A 19,076-nucleotide genomic window follows, 5' to 3' on the forward strand; every position below is an offset into this window, starting at 1 on the left:
GTTCAGTGAGTTGCTGATGAGTTGAAGCGTCAGGCCGCGCGCATCAAACTGCGCGTGTTGCCGTTCGCCGCCGGCGGCGTTCGCCGCATCAGCGTCGCCGCGGCCAGCCCGTGGATGATCCTGAGCCGCGTGCCGCCATCGGCGTTGGGCATGACCTGGAACGTCACGATGCTTTCGAGGTAGGGCGGCTCGTCGTCGCGCATGCGGTAGCGCACTTCCTCGCCTGGCGTCGACGAGATCGGCGCGGCATCGGCGAGGTCGCCGGGCGGCAGCCAGGTGTCGCGCAGCGCCGGACTGCTGATGGCCCGCCAGACTTTCTCCGGCGGCGCATCGAGCTCGTAGTCGAGCACCAGTTCATCGCCCTGCGCGTCAGCCTCGAGATCGATCATTGGTCCATGTCCTTCAGCAGGGTTTTCAATGCATCGACCCGTGACGGCCAGTAGGCGCGGTACTTCGCCAGCCAGCGCGCGATGTGCGCCAGGCCATTCGGATCGACCTCGTAGTTGACGAAGCGGCCCTGCCGCTCTTCCCGCACCAGCCCCGCGTTCCGCAGCACCGCGAGATGCTGCGACATCGCCGGCTGGCTGATCGTCAAACCTTCGCGAAGGGCGCTGGCATTCATGCCGCCGGCCGCGAGCTTCTCGAAGATCGCGTAGCGCGTCGGATCGGCCAGCGCCTTGAAGATGTCACTCTCGATCATGACGACACATAAGCATAAACTTATGCGTTGTGCAAGCCCGCAGCCCAAGCATTGGCGAGCCTATCGAGCGATCCCACGCTCGCGGACTGCATTCCACTGTAGAAAACACTCTCGCAAAGTCCCCCGCTGCGCTCCCTCCCCCCTCGTGGGGGAGGGTTGGGGAGGGGGGCCTCCGGGCGACCGTCCTCGTAGCTCCCCCCTCCCTAACCCTCCCCCACAAGGGGGGAGGGAACCTACCGCCGATGGGGCGTCGACTTCGACCAACACTGCTGAGAAAAAACTACGCCGGCACCTCGCCAAAGTTCTTCCCCACCGGCAGTACCGCATGCCGGATGAGCCGCGAGTCTTCCACCGCCGCCTGCCTGTGCTTCACCGCTTCGCGGTAGACGGGATCCCGGATCATCTCGACGAACGCCTGCACGGACGGATATTCCGCGATGAAGCAGTGATCCCAGCGCTCCTCCTGCGGGCCGATCAGCATCAGCTCGAAGCGGCCCTGCCAGACGATGCGGCCGCCGAGGCGCTCGAACACCGGTCCGCTCTCGCGGCCATAGGCGGCATAGGCCTCCGCGCCGCTCGCCTTGCGACCGTCCGGATAAGCCGCCTCCTTGCGCAGTCGCACCAGGTTCAGCATGTGGATCGGACCCGGGCGGTCGTTCTCCCGGAACTGCGCGAACACCTCCTTGGTGGGATCGATATGGCCCATGAACTCCCTCGTCTGTTGTTGTTGACCTTGGCTTAACCATAACGCGGCGTTACGAGCGCGAAACTCCTAATCGCGCGTTAAGCTCTTCCTAACTGCCCCTTAAACTCCGGACATTACCGTGGTCGGACGGCGGGATCGCGGGCTCGGGTTGCGTATGGCGCGGGGACGGAAACAGGGCGGCGGACGCAAGGAGCCGCGATTCGGTCTTGCGGCCGCGATGGCCGATCTGCGCCTCGACCCCAAGGATCGCATTCCCTCCGACAACGCGCCCAAGAAGTCCGCTGCAAAGAAAAAGCCGGTCGAGCCGGACGACGAGGACGATGTGCCGGCGCGCGCGCCGAAAGCCACCCCACCGAAACCGAAGCCTGCCCGAGCCAAGTCACGCTGGGGGATGTCGGTCGGCCGCATGTTCTACTGGGCACTGGTCTGCGGCCTGTGGGGCGTGATCGCGCTGGTCGGCGTCGTGATTTGGGCCGGCGCGCATCTGCCGCCGATCCAGTCGCTGGAGATCCCGAAGCGGCCGCCGACGATCGAGATCGTGGGCTATGACGGCAGCATGCTGGCGCAGCGCGGCGAGATGGCGGGCGCCAATGTCGCGCTGAAGGATCTGCCGCCCTATCTGCCGAAGGCCTTCATCGCCATCGAGGACCGCCGCTTCTATCAGCATTTCGGCATCGATCCGATCGGCATCGCCCGCGCCGTGGTCGCCAACGTCCTGCATCGCGGCGTGTCGCAGGGCGGCTCGACCCTGACGCAGCAGCTCGCCAAGAACCTGTTCCTGACCCAGGAGCGTACGCTGGCGCGCAAGCTGCAGGAGGCCGAGCTGGCGCTGTGGCTGGAGCGCAAATATTCCAAGCGCGAGATCCTGGAGCTGTATCTCAACCGGGTCTATTTCGGCTCCGGCGCCTATGGCGTCGAGGCGGCGGCGCAGCGCTATTTCGGCAAGTCGGCGCGGCAGGTGACGATCGGCGAGGCCGCGATGCTCGCAGGTCTCGTCAAGTCTCCGTCGCGGCTGGCGCCGAACCGCAACCCGGAGGGCGCCGCCAAGCGCGCGCAGACCGTGCTCGCGGCGATGGCCGACGCCAAGTTCATCACCGACGCCCAGGCGCAGGCCCAGATCGCGCACCCTTCCGTCGCGGTGAAGCCGGCCGGCGCCGGCACCATCAACTACGTCGCCGACTGGATCGGCGAGGTGCTCGACGATCTCGTCGGCCAGGTCGAGGAATCGATCGTGGTGGAGACCACGATCGATCCGAAGCTGCAGAGCGTCGCCGAGGCGGCCATCATCGACGAGCTCGCGGCGAAGAGCGTCAGGTTCAACGTCAGCCAGGGCGCGCTGGTGGCGATGACGCCGGACGGCGCCGTGCGCGCCATGGTCGGCGGCCGCAACTATTCCGACAGCCAGTTCAACCGCGCCGTCACCGCCAAGCGCCAGCCCGGCTCGGCGTTCAAGCCGTTCGTCTATCTCACCGCAATCGAGCAGGGCCTGACGCCGGACACGGTCCGGCAGGACGCGCCGCTCGATCTGAAGGGCTGGAAGCCGGAGAACTACACCCGCGAATATTTCGGCCCGGTGACCTTGACCCAGGCGCTGGCGATGTCGCTCAACACGGTCGCGGTGCGCGTCGGCCTCGAGGTCGGGCCGAAGAACGTGGTGCGGACCGCGCACCGGCTCGGCATCGCCTCCAGGCTCGATCCCAACCCGTCGATCGCGCTCGGCACCTCCGAGGTGTCGATGATCGAGCTGGTCGGCGCCTATGCGCCGTTCTCGAATGGCGGCCTCGCCGTCTCGCCGCATGTGGTGACGCGGATCAGGACGCTCGACGGCAAGCTGCTCTACATGCGCCAGACCGAGCAGCCGGTGCAGGTGATCGAGCCGCGCAACGCGGCGATGATGAATCAGATGATGCAGGAGACGCTGATCTCCGGCACCGCGAAGAAGGCCGAGATCCCGGGCTGGACCGCTGCCGGCAAGACCGGCACCAGCCAGGATTTCCGCGACGCCTGGTTCATCGGCTACACCGCGCATCTCGTCACCGGCGTCTGGCTCGGCAATGACGACAACTCGCCGACCAAGAAGGCGACCGGCGGCGGCCTGCCGGTCGAGGTCTGGACGCGCTTCATGCGATCAGCGCATCAGGGCGTGCCGGTGGCGGCGCTGCCGAATGCACAGAGCCCCGGCGTGGTCCCGACACTGGCGCAGATCGCCTCACAGATCACGGCGCCGACGGCCCCTGCCCCCAATGCCGCCTACTCCGCGCGCTCGGCGCCGCCGCCAAGCCGCAACAATGTGCGGCCGGAGCCCGCCGCCGGCCTCGATGGCTGGCTGGTCGACCGGCTGTTCGGTGGTCGGCGCTGAGCTGAGCTCATCGCGTGACGACTTGCGCCACGCCCACCGTCATTCCGGGGCAAGGCCGCAGGCCTTGAACGCGGAATCTCGATGTGGCTTGGCTGGCGTTCGTTCAACAAGCTCGGCTTCCGGGTTCAATCGTCAACGCGCATGCGCGCGTTCACGATTGCCCCGGAATGACGATGGCTCGGCTGAGGATGGATGGAGCCCGGCTGGCTCAGCCGGCCGCCTTGGCGATCGGAAGCGGAGCCGGGTCAACCGCCCCAGAACCAGCCGTCTGCGCCAAAACGCGTCCGATCTGCCGCAGCATCAGGCTCGCGCGGTGGGCGCTGTAGTCCAGCAGCCAGCGGCTGAAGGCACTGGCGGCCATCGGCCGCGCGAACAGGAAGCCCTGCATCGCATCGCAGCCGAGCTCGGCCAGCAGCTTGCGCTGCGGCTCGGTCTCGACCCCTTCGGCGACCACGGCCACGTCGAGGCTCTGGCCGACGCGCACGACCGCGGTCACGATCGCCCGCGTGCCGCTGTCGTTCTCGAAATCGCGCATGAAGCTGCGATCGATCTTCAGCTCGTCGATCGGCAGCTGGGCCAGCCGGCTCAGGCTGGAATAGCCGGTGCCGAAATCGTCCAGCGACAGGCCGACGCCCATGTTGCGCAGCTCGTTCATGGTCGCGATCACGGTGGCGCGCTCGTTGAGGATCACCCCTTCGGTGATCTCCAGCATCAGCATCTTCGCCGGCAGGTCGTTGGCGGCCAGGATCTGCGCCACCATCGCCGCCAGGTTGACGTTCTGGAAGTTGATCGGCGACAGGTTCACCGAGATGCAGGGGATATCGAGACCGGCACGCCGCCACGACGCCATCTGCTGACAGGCCAGCTTGATCGACCACACACCGATCTGCTCGATCAGACCACATTCCTCGGCAAGCGGAATGAACTTGGCGGGCGAGACCTCGCCGAGCACCGGATCGTGCCAGCGCGCCAGCGCTTCGACGCCGTGGATCGCGCCGTCGCGGGTGCGGATCTGCGGCTGATAGTGCAGGGTCAGGGCCTCGCTGGCGATCGCCTCGCGCAGCGCGGTCGAATGCATCAGCCGCTCTTCGGCGAGCTTGTCGATGTCGGCGCTGAAGAAGCGGTAGGTCGCCCGCCCCCCGCGCTTGGCCTTGTACATCGCCGCATCGGCCTGCTTGATCAGGGTCTCGATGTCCTTGGCATTATCGGGATAGAGGCTGAGCCCCATGCTCGCCGACATCGGCACCTGCCGCTTGCCGATCGTCAGCGGCATGGCGAGCGCCGCGGTGATCCGCGCCGCCGCCAGCGAGGCCTCGAGCGGATCGCGGTTCTGCAGCACGATCACGAACTCGTCGCCGCCGAGCCGGCCCAGCATGTCGCCGGCGCGAATCTGCGCCCGCAGGCGGTTGGCGAAGCCGACCAGGAACTCGTCGCCGGCGGCATGGCCCAGCGTGTCGTTGACGTCCTTGAAATTGTCGGCGTCGAGGAAGGCGACGGCGACGTGTCCGCCTTCCGGACAGGCCTTGATGGCTTCGGCGATCAGCGACGGGATGCGGGCACGGTTGGGCAGGCCCGTCAGCATGTCGTGATAGGCGACCTGCGAGATCGTCGAGCGGACCTCCTGGCGCTCGATGGCGAGCGCACCGAGCTGGACGCAGGCGGCGACGATCTGCTCGTGCCAGGGGCTGGGGCCGCGGCATTCACGGAAGTAGAAGGCAAAGGTGCCGATGACGCGGCCGTCCTTGCCCTTGATGGGCGACGACCAGCAGGCGCGCAGGCCGGCGGCGAGCGGGCCGGCCTTGTAGGGCTGCCAGCGCGGATCATTGTCGATGTCGCGCGACAGCACCGGCTCGCAGAGATAGGCGGCGGTGCCGCAGGAGCCGACGTCCGGCCCGATCGGGATCCCGTCGAGGCTGGCGGAAAAATCGGCCGGCAGGCTCGGGCCGCCGAGCGGATGCACGTGCCCATCGGAATCGACGTGCAGGATCGAGCAGACGACGTCAGGGGCGAGCTCTTCGACCCGGCGGCACAGTTGATCGGCGATGGTCGTGATCGAAACGTCGGACGCCAGCGACGCCATGATCAGCTGCTGCAGCGAGCGCAGCTGCTTGGTCTCCCGGATGTCCGTGAGCAGCCCGAACAGATATCTGACCTTGCCCCGCCTGGTCCGGTGCGCCTTGACATAGGCGGTCGTCCAGATCTCGTGGCCGTCCTTGTCGTAGACCAGCACGTCCTCCTCGATGCCGCGGTCGTCCTCGAGGCATTGCCTCAGCCGGTTGACGATGGCGGGATCGGTGCAGGGGCCGGTCAGCAGTTCCTCGGCGCGGCGCCCGATCGCCTGTTCAGGCGTGTAGCCGAACAGGCTGGCAAAGGCGGCGTTGGTGTACAGGACGTTGAGATGGCGATCGGTGACGATGACGGCCCGGTTGGTCCGATCGGCGACCGATGTCAGCAGCGCATTGCGCTCGCGCATGTCGACTTCGGTGGTCACGTCACGAATGAACAGCAACGAACGGACCGGCTCATCCTCCCGGCCCGGCGGGAGCGCGCACAACGACAGGCGGAGGCGGGTCCGCCCGCCGTCGGCATGACGCATCGTCATTTCGCGGGCGTCGGACTGATCCGGCTCCTGCTGCGCGTCGGTCGCCTCGGCGCACGGGGTCGCCGCGATCAGATCCGCGGGGAGACCCAGGCTTTCGAGGTCGGCGCCGACCAGAGCGGCCGGCTCACGCCGCAGCAGCACCGACGCCGCCTGATTGGCGTGCTGGACGTGGCCCTGCGCGTCGAGAAAGAGAATCGCCTCGGAGGCACCGTCGAGCGCGGCAGAGAGCAATTGTGTGGATGCGGCCGGTTGAAACTCGCTTGCAAACATCGTTCGATTCGAGGCGCGCTGCACGTTTCGAGAGAAACGATCGGCGCTTTGGTTGCAGCGAACGGCCCGGCAGCTCGCTGGGACGTCACCTTGGGTTGATTGCGGTAAATCTGGCGAGCGCAGCGTTACAGCCACGTTAAGGCGCCGCCGATTTGGGCAATATCCTGCGACTGCAGGCGAGAAGGCTTAAGAATTCGATAGTCCGCAGGCGGGTTCTGAGTTCATCGATGCAGATTGGAACCCGACGAAGAAATGGCCCCGGACCAGAAGGCCGGGCCATTGGGACTCACATCGTCGAGAGGTCTGTCGTCGAGACCTCAGTCGTCGATGCCATAGCGATGCAGATCGTTGCCGCAGGTGTCGAGCCACTTCTTGGCGCGCTCGACCGAGGCGCAGATTCTGCCGCACACCTTCCAGAACCGCGGCGAGTGGTTCATCTCGATCAGATGCGCGACCTCGTGCGCGGCGAGATAGTCGAGCACGAAGGGCGGCGCCAGGATGAGACGCCACGAGAACGACAGCGAGCCGGCCGAGGTGCACGAGCCCCAGCGGCTCGACTGGTCGCGGATCGACAGCCGCTTGACCTTGACGCCGAGCTGCTCGGCATAGCCGTCGGCGGCCTTCTGCAGGTCACGGCGCGCCTCGCGCTTGAGGAAGTCGAGCACGCGGCGTTCGGTGTGCTCGATCCCGCCGGCCACGCACAGGATCTTCTCGCCGCTGTCGCGCGTCTCGGTCCACACCGTGCCGCGCTCGCCGGCGCGATGCACGATCTTGTGCGGCACGCCGCGCAGCGGCACCAACGTGCCCGGCAGGAATGGCGCCGCCTTCGGCAGCCGGCCGAGACGCGCCGCGATCCACGCGCCGTGACGCTGCGCGAAGTCTTTCGCTTCGATGATGGTGCCGCGCGGAGGCATCGTCAGGATCGCTTCGCGATCCGACGGATGAATTCTCAGGGTATAACGTCGCGCACGACGGTGACGCCGCAATCTAATCGAGTAGATTTGCGAGCCGTGCTTGACGAGAAGACGCGAGGGTTCGGCGGGCCGCCGATAAAGTAGCGCGCGAGTGGCCATTTCTGTCAGTCCGGGGGGTAAGAACTCGCCCGGATTTTGCCATATCCACCGCCAGGGAAAGCGCTCGGCGCAAAAACAAATCATTTGCCCAACATACAGGGGTTCCGAAGGTTCCGCACCCCAGCAGTTGGGCCTCTCAGGCTCCCGAAGATATGAATTCAGATTCAAAAGCATCGCTCAAGGAGCGACGCCACATTCACTGCTTGAGTCACTCCTGAATTCCGGTTTCTACCGTCCCTTCAAAGAGTTACCGCGCAGCCGGATTCGGATGCGCGGTGAATGTGATTGTCGCTCATTCAGCCGCAATGGCGAGCAGCGACTTGGGATCGGCCGCCGACAACATGAAATCGTTGATGCGCGGCACGATCTCCGACTTGAATCGCGAGCCGTTGAACACGCCGTAATGACCGACACCTGGTTGCACGTAGTGAACCCGGCGATGATCCGGGATCGACGAGCAGAGTCCATGCGTCGCTTCGGTCTGACCGAGACCGGAGATGTCGTCCTTCTCGCCTTCGACGGTCATCAACGCCACACGCGTGACCTTCGACGGGTCGACCAGCGTGCCGCGGTGGGTCATCTCGCCCTTCGGCAGCGCGTGTCGGATGAACACCGTCTCAACCGTCTGCAAATAATATTCCGCAGCCAGGTCCATGACGGCGAGATACTCGTCGTAGAAGTCGCGGTGCTTGTCGACCTGGTCGCCGTCACCCTTCACGAGGTTGGCGAACAGCGCCTTGTGGGCGTCGACATGGCGGTCGAGGTTCATGCTGATGAAGCCGTTCAGCTGCAGGAAGCCCGGATAGACGTCGCGCATCACGCCGGGATGCGGGAACGGCACCTTGGTGATGACGTGGTTGCGGAACCAGTCGATGCCGCGCTCCTGGGCGAGATTGTTCACGCCGGTCGGATTGCGCCTGGTGTCGATCGGACCGCCCATCAGGGTCATCGAGATCGGTGCGAACGGATCGCGCTCGGCCTCCATGACCGACACCGCGGCCAGCACCGGCACCGCCGGCTGGCACACCGCCATGACGTGCATGTTGGTGCCGAGGAAGCGCAGCATCTCGATGACGTAGTCGATGTAGTCGTCGAGGTCGAAACGGCCCTCGGCCAGCGGAACCATCCGCGCGTCGGACCAGTCGGTGATGTAGACCTCGTGGGTCGGCAGGAACGCCTCGACGGTACCGCGCAACAGCGTCGCGTAATGGCCGGACATCGGCGCCACGATCAAGAGCCGGGGCTGGGGCGCGCGCAGAGGGCGGGTGAGCTTGCGGTCGAAATAGAGCAGCCGGCAGAACGGCTTTTCCCAGATCGCACGGACCTCGACCGGGGTCCGGATGCCGTTGACCTCGGTCTCGTCGAGACCCCATTCGGGCTTGCCGTAGCGGCGCGTGGTGCGCTCGAACAGCTCGCAGGCCGCTGCGACCGACTTGCCCATCTCGGTATGCGCCCAGGGATTAAGCGGGTTCTGAAACAGGATCTTGGTGGCATCGGTGACAGCGCGCGCCGGATTGAGCGAGGCATGCGCCATTTCGTACATCCAGTACATCGGCGTCGTCAGGACCGGACTGCCTTCCGACGCCAGGGGCGGTGCACCGCCAAACTCACCTATCGGCATTCTCGTTCAACCTCTCTGCAACGCAGCATACTGCCGAATGCGTAATTAAGCGTCAATGCGGTGTTGTACGTGTCAACGCCGCAAAGCGACGAAATGAGCCCGGAAATCCACGGGAAAAGCGCAATTATTCCCCTGCCGCCAGCAGCGAGCCGGCGCGGCGCGCGCTGCGCAAAAGAGCAATGAATGCCGCAAACGACGCCAGCAGCAGGGCGGCATTGAGCCCGAGCGCGGTCAGCATCAGGTCGGACCGGAAGACGTGATCGGCCAGCAGCGCGCGCATGCCTTCGAACACGTAGGTCGGCGGCAGCGACCAGGCGACGAGCTGCAGCCAATGCGGCAGCACCTGGACGGGATAGTACACGCAGGCCAGCGGCATCAGCGCGAACATCAGCGTCCAGACGATGCTCTCGGCGCCGAGCCCGTTGCGCAGCACCAGACCCGACACGAAGATTCCGACCGCCCAGGAGGTGAAGATCAGGTTGCAGAAGAACGCGATCAGCGGCAGCCCGAGGCTGTAGAAGTTGAAGTCGAAGAACCAGACCGCGATCAGGGTCATCGGGATGATGCCGATGGCCAGCCGGACCAGGCTCATCGTCATCAGCGCCAGCAGGAATTCGATCGGCGTCAGCGGGCTCATCATCAGGTTGCCGATGTTGCGCGCCCACATCTCCTCCAGGAAGGAGATCGAGAAGCCGAGCTGCCCGCGGAACAGGATGTCCCACAGGATGACCGCGCCGATCAGCGTGCCGCCGGCACGGGCGAAGAACCCGGCATTCGAAGCGATGTAGGTCTGCAGGAAGCCCCAGGTGATGATCTGCAGGGTCGGCCAATACATCAGCTCCAGGAGCCGAGGCCAGGACGACAGCAGGAGATACCAGTAGCGCAGGACCATCGCGCCGATGCGGTGCGGGGCGATCGTCAAGGAGAGATCGTTCATTGTGCGGCCTCCCGGTCGCGGCCGCGGGCGACGTCGAGAAAGACGTCCTCGAGCGTGGTGCGGTTGTAGCGCGCCATGATCTGGGCGGGGCTGTCATCGTCCTCGATCCGCCCGCGCTTCATGATGATGACGCGGTCGCACAGGCGCTCCACTTCCAGCATGTTGTGCGACGCGAGCAGGATCGTGGCCCCGCGGCGCTTGCGATAGCGGTCGAGGTGGCCGCGCACCCAGTCGGCCGTGTCGGGATCGAGCGAGGCGGTGGGCTCGTCCAGCAGCAGCAGCTCGGGATCGTTGATCAGCGCCTTCGCCAGCGCGACGCGCGTCTTCTGCCCGGCCGAGAGCTTGCCATTGGCGCGATCGATGAAGTCGGTCAAATCGAGCTGCGCGGCGAGTTCGGCGATCCGCTCCTTGAGGTGGTCCACCGCATAAAGCCGGCCGAAGATGGTGAGGTTCTGCCGCACCGTGAGACGCATCGGCATGTCGACATAGGGGCTCTCGAAGTTCATCCGCCCCAGCACGGCCGCAGCCTCGTCCGGCATGCTGTGGCCGAGCACGGCGACCTCGCCCGAGGTCGGCTGCACCAGCCCCATGATCATCGCGATCGTCGTGGTCTTGCCGGCGCCGTTGCCGCCGAGCAGCCCGGTGATGCTGCCCCGGCGGATCGCAAAGGAGATGCCGTCGACGGCCGTCGTCGTCTTGTAGACCTTGGTCAGCCGCGACACGGCAATCGCGGGCGAAACCGAGCCGGAATCGGATGAGAGGGTCGGCACTGCGTCATCTTGCGTCATGGGAGGGGTTCATTGAGGCATTGTGCCGCAAACCGCAACAGGCCACCAACGGCCGCCCAGATTTGTCGCCGCGCCTGCGCGGCATTAGGTTCCCGTCATGACCGACGACGCCCTGATCATCGACACGCCCGACACCGACTATCGCCATCCGCGCCAGCGCGTCCGGCTCGACACCATCCTGCGACTGCGCTGGCTGGCGGCGCTCGGTCAGTTGAGCGCGATCTTCATCGTGGTGCAGGGGCTGGAGTTCGACCTGCCGGTGGTGCCCTGTCTGGCGGTGATCAGCATCTCGGCGCTGCTCAATCTCGGCCTGCAGATCGCCTTCAACCCGATGCAGTTGCTGGAGCCGGCCCACGCCGGTGGCCTGCTCGCGCTCAACATCATCGAGCTGACGGTGCTGCTCTATCTCACGGGAGGGCTGGAGAATCCGTTTTCCTACATGTTCCTCGCGCCGGTGCTGATCTCGGCGACCGCGCTGCCGGTCCGCCTGACGATCATGCTCGGCCTGCTCGCCGTCGCCTGCGCCACCGCCTTGTTCTTCATGCACCTGCCGCTGCCGTGGGAAGGCGAGGAGCCGCTGATCTTCCCGCCGATCTACCTGTTCGGCGTCTGGCTCTCGATCGCGCTCGCGATCGGCGTCACCAGCCTCTATGCGTTCCAGGTGACCGAGGAGGCGCGGAAGCTGTCGGACGCGCTGGCGGCCACCGAGCTGGTGCTGGCGCGCGAGCAGCACCTCACCCAGCTCGACGGTCTCGCGGCGGCCGCCGCGCACGAGCTCGGCACCCCGCTCGCGACCATCGTGCTGATCTCGCGCGAGTTGGAGCGCGCCCTGCAGGACAACAGCCAGGTCACGTCCGACATCAAGACCCTGCGCGAGCAGGCGCAGCGCTGCCGCGACATTCTCGGCAAGATCACCCAGCTGTCCTCGATCGGGTCGATGTACGACCGGATGAAACTGTCGACCTTGATCGAGGAGACGGTCGCACCGCATCGCGACTTCGGCGTCGACATCAAGGTGCGCGTCGCGGTGGCCGCAGCCAAGGAACCGGTCGGCTCACGGAATCCTGCGATCCTCTATGGCGTCGGCAACATCCTGGAGAATGCCGTCGATTTCGCGCGCAACGCCGTCGAGGTGAACGCCTGGTGGAACAACGAGACGGTCGAGATCGTGGTGTCCGACGACGGCCCCGGCTTCGCGCCTGATATCCTGAAGCGGATCGGCGAGCCCTATCTGTCGCGACGGCCCAGCGCCGAGGACGGCCCGGGAGGTAACCAGGGCGGCGGACTCGGGCTCGGCGTGTTCATCGCCCGCACCCTGCTGGAGCGGACCGGGGCCAAGGTCTCGTTCAGCAATCGCACCTTCCCCGACCATGGCGCCGTGGTCCAGATCGTCTGGCCGCGGCGGCGCTTCGAGGCCAGCGAGGATGACGATGGCGAGGCGGAGCCGGAATGAAACCTGCGGGGCAGCCGCCGCTGGCGCGGTCCTGGCATACGGCACACCGGCCCCGCGCGGCGTCACGCCGCAGACTGCGGCAACCCGCGATCTTGGCAGCGGCGACTCGGCAGACCATATGAGGATGGACCAGATCGTCTCGCAACCATCGAGCCATCTTCTCAAGGATATATGACCGTGGGCGCCATCGCCGAACTGACGAACCACCCGGACCGCTCTCTCCTCATCGTGGAGGACGACAAGCCGTTCCTGGAGCGCCTGTCGCGCGCCATGGAGACTCGCGGCTTCACCGTCACCTCCTGCGAAAGCGTCGCCGAAGGTATTTCACAGATCGGCAAGGCGGCGCCGGCCTTTGCCGTGGTCGACCTCCGGCTCGGCGACGGCAACGGCCTCGACGTGGTGTCGGCGCTGAAGCGCAAGCGCCCCGAGGCGCGCGCCATCGTGCTGACCGGCTACGGTAACATCGCGACCGCGGTGACGGCCGTGAAGATGGGCGCGGTCGACTATCTCGCCAAGCCGGCGGATGCGGACGACGTGGTCGCCGCGCTGCTGTCGACCACCAGCGAAAAGTCCGAGCTGCCGCAGAATCCGATGTCGGCCGACCGCGTGCGCTGGGAGCACATCCAGCGCATCTACGAGATGTGCAATCGCAACGTCTCGGAAACGGCGCGCCGCCTCAACATGCACCGCCGCACCCTGCAGCGCATCCTCGCCAAGCGCGCGCCGAAGTAAGGCCGAAGTAAGCGAGCGTTTGCTCGCTCCGGCGTCAGTGCGACTTCACGAACGCCTGCAGCGCATGGAAGACCGTGCGCCGCGGGTTGCGGCTGCACCAGTTGCGCATCCAGCTGTCGACCTCGGTCAGATCGAGCTTGATCTGCCGGCCCTCGTCGCCGCGGTCCGCATTGATGGCTGAGACGTAGCCCATCATCCATTGCTGATATTTTGATATGGCGTTGACGTAGGGTTCGTCGCCATTGCTGATCGCCTTGTAGGTGCCGGGTGGCTGCTCCTCGGCAGCAGCGATGAAGCGCTCGCAGGAATCGGCGCCCGCGCCCAGGACGTAAAACGCCTTTTCCTCCGCGCGGACTCCAGTCGCGAAGAGCAGTGCCAACGCCAAGACCACCCGTCGCATTTGTCGTCCCTGTCCGCACCCCTGGGCTGGATACTGCTCGAACCTTAAAATTGTTCCGGCATGTTGCGCCCTATGCGGGGCAATTATCGGGCGAAGCCGGGGAAATTGCCGGGAGGCCAGACGGGTCGATGCTGTCGCCCTGGCAACAGTCCTGAAGCGGGCGCGGTGCATGATAGGCTGATAGGCGCCACGATTCGCCGGCTCGCGTCAGCTCTCCCCGGCCAGCCGGGAGAAATCGGCCAGCACGGCGGCGATCAGCTCTCGGTGCCTGGTATCCTGTTCCGCAAGACTCGCGGCATAGAGGTTCAGCAGATAGCGCGCCTTCGCGGCAGCTTCCGGCCACGACGCAGCCGCGTGGGCGAGCAGGTGCTGCTCGAGAACCGCCTGGCGCTCGCGCAGGTCCCGTGCGTGAGTTTCGGCCTCCGCCAACGCGCGACGCAGGTCCACGGCCTTCTGCGCGCTCATCCCGCGGTGGCTGTCGAGATCGAGCGGTTCGTCAGTCATCCGATGCACTCGCGTCGATACGCTGCGCGTCTGCAAGATCGGCCGAACTGATGGATACCATCTCGACGGCACCAGAGTGCGGACGGTCGGCGGGCAGCATCATCATCGTCGCGACCCGGCGGTAGGCAGCAAAGGACAGCCCCTCGATCATCTCTTCGTCCGTGACCACCTCATAGGTGCCTTCCGGCAGGAGACGCTCGATGCTTCTGATCCGGAACGGATGTCTGAAGGTGACGAATTCGCGCCGCGAGCGAATGCTCATCTGCGCCTACCTTTCGCAACAGGCCCGCTGTCGCTGTCGCAACCTCAAGGCTATTGCGAAGCATGCGCCTTGCAGCCGGCAATAGCCACCGCTTTCTCGTCAGCACGACGGATGAGCGGCTGGGCCGTCATCGCACCGTATCGCTGCGCTTTGGTGCTCGCTATTGCAGGAGCCAGGGTGTATCAATAGTGATCGCCGCCATTCCGACGGCATTCACCGGTGACTGAGGGTCACGAGCGCTCCCGCCGCAAACCACGCGAGGGATAGCCAATGCCGCAGTTTCGTCTGAGCGAGTGGATCGTTCCACCCATCATCGTGCCGCTGCTGCTGATCCTTCTCGCGCTCGCAACTGCCGCGCTGCATTCGTAGATCACACCGCCGTGCGCCCCGTCGGCGTCGGTGGACGATGGCCACCCGCCGACAAGGCAGTGGCGCCGCGCACGCAGGATCGAGACAGCGCCTTCGTTCGATGCGCTGAACCAGCTCCAACCCGAGTCGAGGAGACCGACATGGCCAAAGGTCAGCAAAAAAGCAATCGGGAAGCCAAGAAGCCCAAGAGGGAGAAGCCCAAGAGCATTGCCGCAGCGCCGAGCCAGAAGGCCGGAGCATGGCAGCCGGATTTGTCCAGCGACAAGAAGAAGCGCTAGGGGCTTTCCGGTCTCATCAGTCTGGATGGTTCTCCCGCACGCAAGGCCGCGCGCAATGCGGTGACGATGCGGCTGACCGTACTGGCAGCGCAAAGGACAGAGCATGGCGCGCGAAACGATCTATTTCGTCCAGGCGTTCAGCACCGGCCGGGGCGGACGCCCGAAAGCCGAGACGCCGATCGCCTGCAAGACGGAATCGAGCGCGCTCCGAACTGCGGAACGACTGGTGTCGAGCAAGGCAGGCGTCGTCGCCTTCTCGTCATCGGGCGATCCCGACATGGGCGACTATGACGATGAGCCGACGGTTTTCTTCCGCCACGGCGAGTTGCCGTCGGCTTTCGATTGAGATGCGCACCCGCTTTGCCGCCGGCAACCACCGCCGAGCGCCCCCTTGGATGATGTCCGCCCATCTGCGGCGCCCTCCGAACCTGATCGGACACACACATGATTGAGTTTCCAAATCACAGCCGCTCCTATGATCGCACGCGACGTGCCGTACGGTTCTGGGGCTACGACAGCGCGATCGAAGCGTCGTTCTTCGTCGACGAGGGCGCGTTGAGACGCCTTCAACCCGACACCTGTCCGGACGAGTCGGGCTTTCTGACTGCGTTCGATTCCAACCGTGAGCGCATCTGCGCCGCCGCCGCCAAGGTCTATGTCCGAGGAAGCCGGGGATCCTACGATCTCGTCGCTGCAAATTTTTGACGGCGCTGCCTGCGGATCGGCTCTCAGCGATGCGATGTCTCTCATCTCGAGAGTCGTGACCTGACGGAGCCTGCGTCACCTACCTAGGCAGGGAACCCCGTCCAGTGGAGCGCACTTAAGGATTCTCTAGAGGTCCGCATGGCCCTGCGGGTCGATCAGCCGGTTGATCCGCTGCGCCGCCGCGAGCCCGAAGCGCACCGTCATCAGCTTGCGCGTCGGCGCCGGCAATCTGTGCTCAGGCGCCTCGCAATGCAGGTGGGCGCCATAGGCATCGGCCACGATCAGGCCGGTGTCCTGCGGAAAGATCTCGCACGGCAGATCCTGCGTGAAGGCGAAGAACAGCCGGTCGCAATGCAGCCGATAGTCCTCCCATTTGTGATCGGCGCGCAGATCCTCCAGCGACGACTTGATCTCGACGATCCAGATCTCGCCGCGCTCGTTCAGCGCCACCAGGTCGGCGCGGCGGCCCGACGGCAGCGGCAGCTCGCTGATGGTGGCAAAGCCGAGCGAGCGCAGCAGGCGCGAGGTGCCGCGTGCGATCGCCAGCGCCGTCTCCGACTGGCGGCGGTCGACGGGGACGAGGCTGATCCTGGCGGCTGACGATTCCATGACAGTAGCATAGCCGATTCCAGGCGTCTCCCAAGCCCGGTGACGCCCCGATGCGGGCCGCTGCAGCGCGGAGCCGCGGCGGAGCTCTGCACCCGACAGCCGCCTTTTCACTTGGCGCACTGCGAAAAATCGGCATGCTGGCGGCATGAGCGAGCAGAACCAGACCAGGGCGAAGGCCGGCGCGATGATCGTGCCCGTGACGCCATTCGAGCAGAACTGCACCATCCTGTGGTGCGAGGCGACGAAGAAGGCGATCGTGATCGATCCCGGCGGCGACGTGCCGAACATCCAGGCGGCGATCGCGCAGGCCAAAGTCACCGTCGAGAAGATCTGGCTGACGCATGGCCATATCGATCACGTCGGCGGCGCGGCCGATCTGCGCGACCAGCTGAAGGTGCCGATCGAGGGACCGCATGTCGCCGACAAATTCCTGCTCGACAACGTCGTCGCCAGCGGTGCGCGCTTCGGCATCACAGGCGTGCGCGACGTGACGCCCGACCGCTGGCTCGAGGAAGGCGATACGGTCGAGATCGGCGAGCTCGTCTTCGACATCCTGCACTGCCCCGGCCATTCGCCGGGCAGCATCGTGTTCTTCAACAAGGACATGCGCTTCGCCCATGTCGGCGACGTCCTGTTCAACGGCTCGGTCGGCCGCACCGACCTGCCCGGCGGCAGCCACGACACGCTGATCCGCTCGATCAAGGACAAGCTGCTGCCGCTCGGCGACGACGTCGGCTTCATCTGCGGCCACGGCGCCGGCTCGAGCTTCGGCCAGGAGCGGATGACGAACCCGTTCCTGACGGGGATGGCCTGAGACGAACTACTTCAGGCCGGCCGCCTGCAGCGCGCGCTCGATCACCGCGGCCACGTCGATCACACGGCGCCGCTTCTGCGGCGGCGCCTGCGTCGGGACGGCGGTCGCGGGCTTGAGAACCGGCGGCGCGTCGGCCGGCGTCATGTCGACCGCCTTCGCGCCTGACGGCCTTGGAGCTGAAGGCTTGATTTCGACCGGCGTAACGGCCGGCTTCGCGGCCACCGCTTGCGCGACCACCGGCGCCGATGGCCTGGATCCCGGCAACTCGGTTTTCGGCTTCGCGGCCTTGCCGGAAGCAGACCGCGTCCCCTTCGCCCGCGCCGGCGGACGCGCCGGTGTCGGCTTGACCGGCGCCGCCTTGACCGGTGTCTCCGGCACGGGCTTGGCCTCGGTCGGCTCGACCGCGGCCGGCGCATCCGGCCGCCGCAGCATTTTCGTCAGGGCCGGCAGCGCCGAGATCGGCGACACCTCGGGAATGAGCTTCGTGCTCGGCGAGGTCGCGGCCGGCTTCGGCTGACGGATCCAGTCGGTCACGCCGAAGAACTTCGCGATCAGATAGGACGAGGAGATGCCGGCTTCGAGCAGGAACGGCCCGGCCTTGCCATAGCGCTTGTCGTTGGCGGCGACGCCGATCGGCGTGCCATGCGCCATGTTGGAGATGGTGAAGGATTCGACCATGGTCTCGCCATCGGCGTTCCACCACTGCTCGTGCGGATAGCCGTTGACCTCGCCTGCGGCCATCGGCGCCAGCGGCAGATGATGCAGGTCGAGCCATTGCTTGACGATCTCGCCGGCATTGTCCGGATGCACCGTGTAGTCGGCGGTGCCGTGCCACACCGACAGCTTCGGCCATTTGCCGCGATGGCTGGAGGCGCGGCGCACGAGATCGCCGAGCTCGCCGGCCGGCCGCGCCGGCGGCATCCGCATCTGCAGGATGGCGTCGCGCATGTTGCGCGCGGTGCCGAACGGCAACCCGGCGATCACGGCGCCGGCCGCGAACACCTCCGGATGCGCCGCCAGCATCGCCATGGTCATGGCGCCGCCCGCCGACAGGCCGGTGACGAAGATGCGGTTCGCATCGATGGCGTAGTCGGCCACCATGCGGGCGATCATCTCGCGGATCGAGGCGACCTCGCCCTGGCCGCGCGTGATGTCCTCGGACTGAAACCAGTTGAAGCAGCGCTGCGGATTGTTGATGCGCTGCTGCTCCGGCATCAGCAGCGCGAAGCCAAAATGCTTTGCGAGCGTCGACCAGCCGGCGCCAAGATCGTAGTCGGCCGCGCCCTGCCCGCAGCCATGCAGCACGACGACGAGCGGCAGCAGCGGCTGGCGCTGCGCCGGCACATGGGCGAACATCTTCAGACGGCCGGGATTGCTGCCGAAGCTTTCGACCTCGACCAGCGGACATTCGGGAGCGGGACGGGACTGGCGGTGGAAATCTGCGAATCCGGTGATGCCATTCAACTCGCGCAGCCGTCGCAAATACTCAACATTTTCAGCGAGGGACAACGGCAGCTCCTTGGCAGTCACGGATCAAACCCACCATCACCCAGATGGTTGCTGCAGCGCAAAAGAAAAAGCCCGCGAGATTGCGGAGCTCGGCAATTTGATTGCGAATTTCGCTCTTGCTGCGATCTAAATGCCACGCCGCCGCGGCTCTTCACGCAGCAATCACCGAAAAGCGAACCGACGAGGCGTTCGATCGCCGCGAGCGTGAAAGCGACACGCGACGCAACCCGGAAAGGCAGTGACCGCGTTCGGCAGGTCGCCATTGCAGCCACAGGTCAACGAATCGACAACCCCGCGCCGAGTGTGAGCACCGATCGGTGATCAGTAAACAAACAAATGGCAGCCATGCACCGGTCGTCCCGCGCGGCAAGATGATTGCCTCGCA

General features: G+C 65.8%; 20 protein-coding genes. 7 read left to right on the plus strand and 13 right to left on the minus strand.

Going from position 1 to position 19,076, the window contains the following annotated elements; translation table 11 throughout:
* Nucleotides 1-29 precede the first annotated feature (29 nt).
* The 3 genes from ACQR1X_RS11960 to ACQR1X_RS11970 form a co-directional block, all read right to left on the minus strand.
* Nucleotides 30-389, minus strand: coding sequence for an SRPBCC family protein (locus tag ACQR1X_RS11960; RefSeq protein ID WP_434898900.1), 360 nt, complete (start codon nucleotides 387-389; stop codon nucleotides 30-32).
* The gene (locus ACQR1X_RS11965) at nucleotides 386-700 is read right to left on the minus strand and encodes an ArsR/SmtB family transcription factor (RefSeq protein ID WP_315803827.1); all 315 of its coding nucleotides are present in this window, start codon (nucleotides 698-700) and stop codon (nucleotides 386-388) included. Before ACQR1X_RS11965 ends, ACQR1X_RS11960 begins: the two co-directional genes overlap by 4 nt.
* 280 nt (nucleotides 701-980) lie before the next feature.
* Nucleotides 981-1,406, minus strand: a complete 426-nt coding sequence (locus ACQR1X_RS11970) for a DUF1330 domain-containing protein (RefSeq protein WP_434898901.1) — start codon at nucleotides 1,404-1,406, stop codon at nucleotides 981-983.
* A 154-nt stretch (nucleotides 1,407-1,560) separates the two neighbouring features.
* Here ACQR1X_RS11970 and ACQR1X_RS11975 point away from each other — a divergent pair, with 154 nt between their 5' ends.
* Entirely contained in the window at nucleotides 1,561-3,765 is a 2,205-nt protein-coding gene (locus ACQR1X_RS11975) for a transglycosylase domain-containing protein (protein ID WP_434898902.1), read from the plus strand.
* A gap of 208 nt (nucleotides 3,766-3,973) precedes the next feature.
* Here ACQR1X_RS11975 and ACQR1X_RS11980 read toward each other — a convergent pair whose 3' ends face one another.
* The 5 genes from ACQR1X_RS11980 to ACQR1X_RS12000 form a co-directional block, all read right to left on the minus strand.
* The gene (locus ACQR1X_RS11980; protein WP_434898903.1) at nucleotides 3,974-6,637 is read right to left on the minus strand and encodes an EAL domain-containing protein; all 2,664 of its coding nucleotides are present in this window, start codon (nucleotides 6,635-6,637) and stop codon (nucleotides 3,974-3,976) included.
* A 317-nt stretch (nucleotides 6,638-6,954) separates the two neighbouring features.
* Nucleotides 6,955-7,794 carry a M48 family metallopeptidase gene (locus tag ACQR1X_RS11985; protein WP_315803829.1) on the minus strand — a complete coding sequence of 280 codons (840 nt, stop codon included), beginning with the start codon at nucleotides 7,792-7,794 and terminating at the stop codon, nucleotides 6,955-6,957.
* A 208-nt stretch (nucleotides 7,795-8,002) separates the two neighbouring features.
* Nucleotides 8,003-9,331 (minus strand): polyhydroxyalkanoate depolymerase, encoded by a 1,329-nt coding sequence (locus tag ACQR1X_RS11990; protein ID WP_315803830.1) that lies wholly within the window; start codon nucleotides 9,329-9,331, stop codon nucleotides 8,003-8,005.
* A 124-nt stretch (nucleotides 9,332-9,455) separates the two neighbouring features.
* Nucleotides 9,456-10,268 carry an ABC transporter permease gene (locus ACQR1X_RS11995; protein ID WP_315803831.1) on the minus strand — a complete coding sequence of 271 codons (813 nt, stop codon included), beginning with the start codon at nucleotides 10,266-10,268 and terminating at the stop codon, nucleotides 9,456-9,458.
* Nucleotides 10,265-11,056 (minus strand): ABC transporter ATP-binding protein, encoded by a 792-nt coding sequence (locus tag ACQR1X_RS12000; protein ID WP_434898904.1) that lies wholly within the window; start codon nucleotides 11,054-11,056, stop codon nucleotides 10,265-10,267. Before ACQR1X_RS12000 ends, ACQR1X_RS11995 begins: the two co-directional genes overlap by 4 nt.
* 97 nt (nucleotides 11,057-11,153) lie before the next feature.
* Between ACQR1X_RS12000 and ACQR1X_RS12005 the strand changes: the two genes are divergently transcribed.
* Nucleotides 11,154-12,509: an ActS/PrrB/RegB family redox-sensitive histidine kinase gene (locus tag ACQR1X_RS12005; RefSeq protein WP_316215308.1), complete on the plus strand. Its 1,356-nt coding sequence runs from the start codon at nucleotides 11,154-11,156 to the stop codon at nucleotides 12,507-12,509.
* 177 nt (nucleotides 12,510-12,686) lie between these two features.
* A complete protein-coding gene (locus ACQR1X_RS12010) occupies nucleotides 12,687-13,241 on the plus strand; it encodes an ActR/PrrA/RegA family redox response regulator transcription factor (protein ID WP_315715137.1) in 555 nt (184 codons plus the stop codon).
* 34 nt (nucleotides 13,242-13,275) lie between these two features.
* On the opposite strand, the gene ACQR1X_RS12015 is transcribed toward ACQR1X_RS12010, so the two are convergent.
* The 3 genes from ACQR1X_RS12015 to ACQR1X_RS12025 form a co-directional block, all read right to left on the minus strand.
* On the minus strand, nucleotides 13,276-13,641 hold the full coding sequence (locus tag ACQR1X_RS12015; protein WP_316179158.1) for a hypothetical protein: 366 nt from the start codon (nucleotides 13,639-13,641) through the stop codon (nucleotides 13,276-13,278).
* 207 nt (nucleotides 13,642-13,848) lie between these two features.
* Nucleotides 13,849-14,145: a hypothetical protein gene (locus ACQR1X_RS12020; RefSeq protein WP_315803835.1), complete on the minus strand. Its 297-nt coding sequence runs from the start codon at nucleotides 14,143-14,145 to the stop codon at nucleotides 13,849-13,851.
* The gene (locus tag ACQR1X_RS12025) at nucleotides 14,138-14,407 is read right to left on the minus strand and encodes a hypothetical protein (RefSeq protein ID WP_316179156.1); all 270 of its coding nucleotides are present in this window, start codon (nucleotides 14,405-14,407) and stop codon (nucleotides 14,138-14,140) included. The genes ACQR1X_RS12020 and ACQR1X_RS12025 overlap by 8 nt, the downstream gene beginning before the upstream one ends.
* Before the next feature lie 509 nt (nucleotides 14,408-14,916).
* On the opposite strand from ACQR1X_RS12025, the gene ACQR1X_RS12030 reads away from it, so the two are divergent.
* From ACQR1X_RS12030 to ACQR1X_RS12040, 3 genes are all read left to right on the plus strand, one after another.
* The gene (locus tag ACQR1X_RS12030) at nucleotides 14,917-15,054 is read left to right on the plus strand and encodes a hypothetical protein (protein ID WP_434898905.1); all 138 of its coding nucleotides are present in this window, start codon (nucleotides 14,917-14,919) and stop codon (nucleotides 15,052-15,054) included.
* 103 nt (nucleotides 15,055-15,157) lie between these two features.
* Nucleotides 15,158-15,400 carry a hypothetical protein gene (locus ACQR1X_RS12035; protein ID WP_315803839.1) on the plus strand — a complete coding sequence of 81 codons (243 nt, stop codon included), beginning with the start codon at nucleotides 15,158-15,160 and terminating at the stop codon, nucleotides 15,398-15,400.
* A gap of 98 nt (nucleotides 15,401-15,498) precedes the next feature.
* Nucleotides 15,499-15,759 (plus strand): DUF1488 domain-containing protein, encoded by a 261-nt coding sequence (locus ACQR1X_RS12040; protein ID WP_315803840.1) that lies wholly within the window; start codon nucleotides 15,499-15,501, stop codon nucleotides 15,757-15,759.
* Between the two features lie 126 nt (nucleotides 15,760-15,885).
* On the opposite strand, the gene ACQR1X_RS12045 is transcribed toward ACQR1X_RS12040, so the two are convergent.
* Nucleotides 15,886-16,368, minus strand: a complete 483-nt coding sequence (locus tag ACQR1X_RS12045) for an MmcB family DNA repair protein (protein ID WP_434898906.1) — start codon at nucleotides 16,366-16,368, stop codon at nucleotides 15,886-15,888.
* A gap of 145 nt (nucleotides 16,369-16,513) precedes the next feature.
* On the opposite strand from ACQR1X_RS12045, the gene ACQR1X_RS12050 reads away from it, so the two are divergent.
* Nucleotides 16,514-17,182, plus strand: coding sequence for an MBL fold metallo-hydrolase (locus tag ACQR1X_RS12050; protein WP_434848385.1), 669 nt, complete (start codon nucleotides 16,514-16,516; stop codon nucleotides 17,180-17,182).
* Between the two features lie 6 nt (nucleotides 17,183-17,188).
* On the opposite strand, the gene ACQR1X_RS12055 is transcribed toward ACQR1X_RS12050, so the two are convergent.
* Nucleotides 17,189-18,691, minus strand: a complete 1,503-nt coding sequence (locus ACQR1X_RS12055; protein ID WP_434898907.1) for an extracellular catalytic domain type 1 short-chain-length polyhydroxyalkanoate depolymerase — start codon at nucleotides 18,689-18,691, stop codon at nucleotides 17,189-17,191.
* Between the last annotated feature and the right edge of the window lie 385 nt (nucleotides 18,692-19,076).

It is taken from the genome of Bradyrhizobium sp. HKCCYLRH3073, assembly GCF_051167995.1.
Lineage (GTDB): Bacteria > Pseudomonadota > Alphaproteobacteria > Rhizobiales > Xanthobacteraceae > Bradyrhizobium.